Source organism: Tenacibaculum piscium, from assembly GCF_021390715.1.
GTDB lineage: Bacteria > Bacteroidota > Bacteroidia > Flavobacteriales > Flavobacteriaceae > Polaribacter > Polaribacter piscius.
Window position 1 is genome coordinate 26,873 of sequence record NZ_JAJGWT010000013.1, and the last position, 6,058, is coordinate 32,930.

Consider the following 6,058-nt stretch of genomic DNA (forward strand, 5'->3'; position numbering starts at 1 on the left):
TAAGAAAAAGAAGAAAAAATTGAGAATATTTATAGTTTTCAAAAAAGAGTTTTGAAATATTTTTAACTCGTTTGTAAAATATGAATCAAAAACAATTTAAGAAAAAGAAGAAAAAATTGAGAATATTTCTAGTTTTTAAAAAAGAGTTTTGAAAGGTTTTTTAACTCGTTTGTAGAATTTTAAATTTTATCGGTTTTTTGAATAGTAACTTAATAATCAAAGTTAGGAATAAACAAAAAGCTACTATTTACAACAACGTATATAATTAATTGCTGGTTTTCGCCTACATACGAAAATCCCTTGGGGNATTTTCTATTCCGATTTTTTTTACTAAATTTAGTCCCGAATCACGCAACAAATCATATACAAATCCGTTGTAAATAATAGCAAAAAAAACTGACCAAAATAAAATAAATAATTGATTTTCAAATAAATAAAAACATTAATTCATTTGTAATCTTTTAAATAAAACTATTTTAAGAAAGAAAAATAATTAAGAATATTTCTAGTTTTCAAGAAAAAGTTCTGAAATATTTTTAACTCGTTTGTAGAATCTGAATCAAAAMWAATTTAAGAAAAAGAAGAAAAAATTGAGAATATTTATAGTTTTCAAAAAAGAGTTTTGAAATATTTTTAACTCGTTTGTAAAATCCGAATCAAAAAAAATTTAAGAAAAAGAAGAAAAAAATTAAGAATATTTCTAGTTTTCAAGAAAGAGTTTTGAAATATTTTTAACTCGTTTGTAGAATCTAAATCAAAAAAAAATTAAGAAAAAGAAGAAAAAATTGAGAATATTTCTAGTTTTTAAAAAAGAGTTTTGAAATGTTTTTTAACTCGTTTGTAGAATTTTAAATTTTATCGGTTTTTTGAATAGTAATTTAATAATCAAAGTTAGGAATAAACAAAAAGCTACTATTTACAACAACGTATATAATTAATTGCTAGTACTAGCCTACTTACGAAAATCCCTTGGGGGATTTTCTATTCCGATTTTTTTTACTAAATTTAGTCCCGAATCACGCAACAAATCATATACAAATCCGTTGGCAAACATTAAAAACCACTCATAAGTTTACAATTAACGAAACTTTTTATATATTTGTATCATATTTGATTTTATAACCATAATGATAAAACGATTTGAAACAAAGTTACTTGAAGAAGCTTTTGAATTTATAGAGAAACAAAACCTAAAAGCAAGAAAGAAAATATTTCATAATATAAGAAGAGCAGAACAACAATCTGACCCAAAGTTTTTTAAAAAATTGACTGACGAAATTTGGGAATTTAGAACACTATATTCTGGAATACAATATAGACTTTTAGCTTTTTGGGACAAAGAAAATAAAACCAAAACTTTAGTTTTTGCAACTCACGGAATTATTAAGAAAACTAGCAAAGTAGATCTAAAAGAAATCGACAAAGCGGATAATATTAGAAAAACGTATTTTAAAAATAAAAAGAAATGAAAAGTTACACTTTAGACCAAGCAGAAGACCTTTTAATTGGAAAAAAAGGAACAGAAGAAAGAGATGAATATGAATTTGAATTAAAACTCGAATTGATTGGTGACATGATAAAAACTGCTCGAAAAAAACGAAAACTGACTCAAGAACAATTAGGAGAATTAGTTGGAGTTAAAAAAGCCCAAATATCTAGACTTGAAAATAGCACTGGAAATGTGACTTTTGAAACTGTTATGCGAATTTTCAACGCTTTAGGAGCAAAACTGAATTTAAATCTTCAAATGTAAAAATAACGATTTGCCAACACCGTATATAATTTATTGCTAGTACTCGCCTACTTACGAAAATCCTTAGGGATTTTCTATTCCGTTTTTATTTACTAAATTTAGTGCTTCAAAAACGCAACAAACCATATACAACAACGTTGCCAACCATTTGACCAATCATACTCTGAAAAATGAAAATAGAAAATAAATTAATTGAACTTTTACAGGAAATTGACCATAAACGTGATTTTGGAGAATATACAATGACTGAATTAGAAAAAATTGCGGAAAAAGCAATTAATACAATAAGCAAGTATAAACCCGAATCGGAATCAATAAACGAATTAAAAGAATCTATTAAACTATCGGACAAATTCCATAAAGAGAGGTCGCATAGAAATGTAGACAACATTATGGATGTTTTGCGTTCGACAAAGTTTGCGATTGAATCATTTCTTTATAAAGAGTTTGATATTGAGATTTAAGATAAATATTTCTGGAAAGAATAAAAACCAATTCGTCAACGGACTGAATTTTGGAACTATCAAGAATGTTTCGAGTTAAATCTTTAAAAGTTGCTTGCATTCCAATAATGGAATCAAAGTAAATGACATTTATTTCAAGTCCGTTTTCGGAAACGAAATAACCGTTAAAGCCTTTGTTTTGGACTTTTATTTTAAATCCGAGGTTTTGTAAAAAAATTGAGATTTGTAACATAATATTGATTTTAAAATTAATAATCTGAATAAAAAACGGTTGGCAACAACATATATAATTTATTGCTGGTACTAGCCTACTTACGAAAATCCTTAGGGATTTTCTATTCGGTTTTTATTTACTAAATTTAGTGCATGGAAAACGCAACAAACCATATATAAACACGTTGTAAATAATAGCAAAAAAAACTGACCAAAACAAAATAAATAATTGATTTTCAAACAAATAAAAACATTAGTTCATTTATGATCTTTTAAATAAAACTATTTATAAGAAAGAAAAATAATTAAGAATATTTCTAGTTTTTAAGAAAAAGTTCTAAAATGTTTTTAACTCGTTTGTAGAATCTGAATCAAAAAAAATTTAAGAAAAAGAAGAAAAAATTGAGAATATTTCTAGTTTTCAAAAAAGAGTTTTGAAATATTTTTAACTCGTTTGTARAATCTGAATCAAAAAAAATTTAAGAAAAAGAAGAAAAAATTGAGAATATTTCTAGTTTTTWAAAAAGAGTTTTGAAATATTTTTAACTCGTTTGTAGAATCTAAATCAAAAACAATTTAAGAAAAAGAAGAAAAAATTGAGAATATTTCTAGTTTTTAAAAAAGAGTTTTGAAAGGTTTTTTAACTCGTTTGTAGAATTTTAAATTTTATCGGTTTTTTGAATAGTAATTTAATAATCAAAGTTAGGAATAAACAAAAAGCTACTATTTACAACAACGTATATAATTAATTGCTGGTTTTCGCCTACATACGAAAATCCCTTGGGGGATTTTCTATTCCGATTTTTTTTACTAAATTTAGTCCCGAATCACGCAACAAATCATACACAAATCCGTTGGTAGTTATTTAATGAATATAAATTAGGAGTAAAATAACCTGTCGAAGAAAGAGTTATGTAATAATATACTAACTAAAGTCAATCACTTACAAGATATTGAATAGGCTATGAATAAACTAATAATGGGATTTAAATAACTATTTTAAGGAGAATAGTCTCCAAAATCAACCATAGAAAAGTGGTAATTTTTAAATTAAAAAAAATGTTTTACATCAAATCAAACTCAAAAAAGAAAAATTTTATTTATTCAGCAATTCTAATTGTATGCTTTGTTTTTTCTAGTATTGAAAACTCTAATACAAAAAACACCTCTCAAAACATAACCGAAATGCAAGTAAAACAAGCTGGAGCTCCTGGCTTTAGAATAGCTTGGTGGCATGGATTCATGGACGGAATTGAAGGTAATACAGAAATAGGACTATTTGGTTGGTGCATCATTGGATGTAGATAATAAATAAAAAAGGATGGTAATAAAATTACCATCCTTTAATAAAAACTTTAATATTTTGGGTAAAAAAACACATCTAATAGCTCTTTTATTTTTTATATCATCTCTACTACAAGCTCAAATAAAAATTATTGACGCTACATCTAAAAAAGGAATTTCATTTGTTGAAATTTACACATCTAAAGGAGATTTAATAGGTTTAACAAATATCGATGGAAAGATAAATAAGAAATCTATTCAATTAATTAAGCAATCTACAACAAGATATATATACTTTAATCATCTAACGTATCAAGAATTAAAAATATCAAAAGAAAAACTATTAACTATAAAAGAAATTAAATTAAAAGGAAATACTTTTATTCTAAATGAAGTTGTATTAGAACCAAACAAAAGAAAAAGAAAAAATAAATATATTAAAATAGATGGCTTCTATAGAAGCTATCAAATAAATAATGATATATTAAAATATTATACCGATGGTGTTGCTACATATTATCTACCAATAGGGAAAAATAATACTATAAAAAATAAAATAATACACAGTCGTTCATTTATAAACGAAAAATTAATCAATAATGAGAAAAAAAGAGTTAATACTGTATCAATGGTTATGGCAGGAATACCTAGACCTGACAAGGAATTAACAATTTCAAATCTTAGGAATAAAAAATATAATATTGCTAATAATAGAGAATTTATAACAGACCTTGATAATCTAAAAGTAGGAACAATACAAACAAATCAACATAAGAAACTAACTTCTTTAAAAATAGCTTTTATACATGAAGATAAACCTATAAAAAAGAAGATGTTTAATTACATCTCTATTAGAAAAAGGCACAATGGGTTTGCTTATTTTAAAACTCTACACAGAGATAGTTTACATCTAAATAATTTATTGTATCACAAGGAAATAAGAAATATAAATTTTAAACATAAAAAAGATGATAATTTTGAAGATATAAAAGTTTTACATGAATTTTTTGTCACAAAAATAGAATTAATTGAGAAAGTAAAAAGTAAAAAAACTTCAAAATGGTTTGGCTTTTATAAAAAAGGAAATTATAGCAAACAATATTGGAAAGAATTTCAAAATCATCAATTTTATAACCCATTACCCACTAGTATTGAAAAACAATTAGGAAAAGAATTAATTGAAGTTCCTAACAAAAATATCAAAACAACTACCAACAATGGCTAAAATTAATACGGGTTTTGGTGCTTAATCCAAAGTTTAGTGTACTTTTATAAAATCCGCCAAATCTTTTGATTTGGCTTTAAAAATGAAAAGTTAAAACAAAATCAAAAGCTTTGGCTAAGTGCTTAATCGGAAATTAATCGCTTATTTAACCCCGTACTAACCTTAGCCGAAGCCGTTGCAATTTATTGTGAAATTTCAGTAAAAAACAAAGTTTTGAACAATCAATTTTGTCAATTATTTCAATTATTTCAAGAAAAAAATCAAAAGAAAAAGTATCAAATATCAATAAATATTTTTAAAAATACTGATTCCTAAAACTTTGTGAATAAATTTTAAATCAAGAAAAATTAAAACAAAAAAGAAAAAGCACCAAAAATCAACAAAGATTTTAAAAAACTGACTCCTAAAACTTTGTGAATAAATTTTAAATCAAGAAAAATTAAAACAAAAAAGAAAAAGCACGAAAAATCAACAAAGATTTTTAAAAAGCTGATTACGAAACTTTGTAAATAAATTTTAAATTAAGAAAAATTAAAACAAAAAAGAAAAAGCACCAAAAATCAACAAAGATTTTAAAAACTGATTCCTAAAACTTTGTAAATAAATTTTAAATTAAGAAATTAAAACAAAAAAGAAAAAGCACCAAAAATCAACAAAGATTTTAAAAACTGATTCCTAAAACTTNNTGTAAATAAATTTTAAATTAAGAAAAATTAAAACAAAAAAAAAGCACAAAAAATCAACAAAGATTTTTAAAAAGCTGAYTCCTAAAACTTTGTGAATAAATTTTAAATCAAGAAAAATTNCGAAAAAGGAATTTTAGAGAAAAAATTGAATAATTAAAAACAACAAATAGCAACAACGTATATAATTAATTGCTGGTTCTCGCCTACATACGAAAATCCCTTGGGGGATTTTCTATTCCGATTTTTTTTACTAAATTTAGTCCAGAATATCGCAACAAATCATATACAAATCCGTTGTAAATAATAGCAAAAAAAACTGACCAAAACAAAATAAATAATTGATTTTCAAATAAATAAAAACATTAGTTCATTTGTGATCTTTTAAATAAAACTATTTTAAGAAAGAAAAATAATTAAGAATATTTCTAGTTTT

5 protein-coding genes are annotated in these 6,058 nt (G+C 24.2%); all 5 read left to right on the forward strand.

What is annotated here, in order from left to right; genetic code table 11:
• Positions 1 to 1,127: 1,127 nt before the first annotated feature.
• The 5 genes from L0U77_RS11130 (at position 1,128) to L0U77_RS11150 (ending at position 4,939) form a co-directional block, all read left to right on the forward strand.
• A complete protein-coding gene (locus tag L0U77_RS11130; protein ID WP_233898056.1) occupies positions 1,128 to 1,469 on the forward strand; it encodes a type II toxin-antitoxin system RelE/ParE family toxin in 342 nt (113 codons plus the stop codon).
• The gene (locus L0U77_RS11135; RefSeq protein WP_076614752.1) at positions 1,466 to 1,753 is read left to right on the forward strand and encodes a helix-turn-helix domain-containing protein; all 288 of its coding nucleotides are present in this window, start codon (positions 1,466 to 1,468) and stop codon (positions 1,751 to 1,753) included. Before L0U77_RS11130 ends, L0U77_RS11135 begins: the two co-directional genes overlap by 4 nt.
• Positions 1,754 to 1,923: 170 nt before the next feature.
• Positions 1,924 to 2,217, forward strand: coding sequence for a hypothetical protein (locus L0U77_RS11140; RefSeq protein ID WP_233901198.1), 294 nt, complete (start codon positions 1,924 to 1,926; stop codon positions 2,215 to 2,217).
• A 1,272-nt stretch (positions 2,218 to 3,489) separates the two neighbouring features.
• The gene (locus L0U77_RS11145) at positions 3,490 to 3,738 is read left to right on the forward strand and encodes a hypothetical protein (RefSeq protein ID WP_101917297.1); all 249 of its coding nucleotides are present in this window, start codon (positions 3,490 to 3,492) and stop codon (positions 3,736 to 3,738) included.
• 13 nt (positions 3,739 to 3,751) lie between these two features.
• Positions 3,752 to 4,939, forward strand: coding sequence for a hypothetical protein (locus L0U77_RS11150; protein ID WP_233901199.1), 1,188 nt, complete (start codon positions 3,752 to 3,754; stop codon positions 4,937 to 4,939).
• The last annotated feature ends 1,119 nt before the right edge of the window (positions 4,940 to 6,058 follow it).

Bases quoted from the DNA above. Each gene is read 5' to 3' on its own strand.
- L0U77_RS11130 (WP_233898056.1), top strand. From the start codon at position 1,128: ATGATAAAACGATTTGAAACAAAGTTACTTGAAGAAGCTTTTGAATTT.
- L0U77_RS11135 (WP_076614752.1), top strand. From the start codon at position 1,466: ATGAAAAGTTACACTTTAGACCAAGCAGAAGACCTTTTAATTGGAAAA.
- L0U77_RS11140 (WP_233901198.1), top strand. From the start codon at position 1,924: ATGAAAATAGAAAATAAATTAATTGAACTTTTACAGGAAATTGACCAT.
- L0U77_RS11145 (WP_101917297.1), top strand. From the start codon at position 3,490: ATGTTTTACATCAAATCAAACTCAAAAAAGAAAAATTTTATTTATTCA.
- L0U77_RS11150 (WP_233901199.1), top strand. From the start codon at position 3,752: ATGGTAATAAAATTACCATCCTTTAATAAAAACTTTAATATTTTGGGT.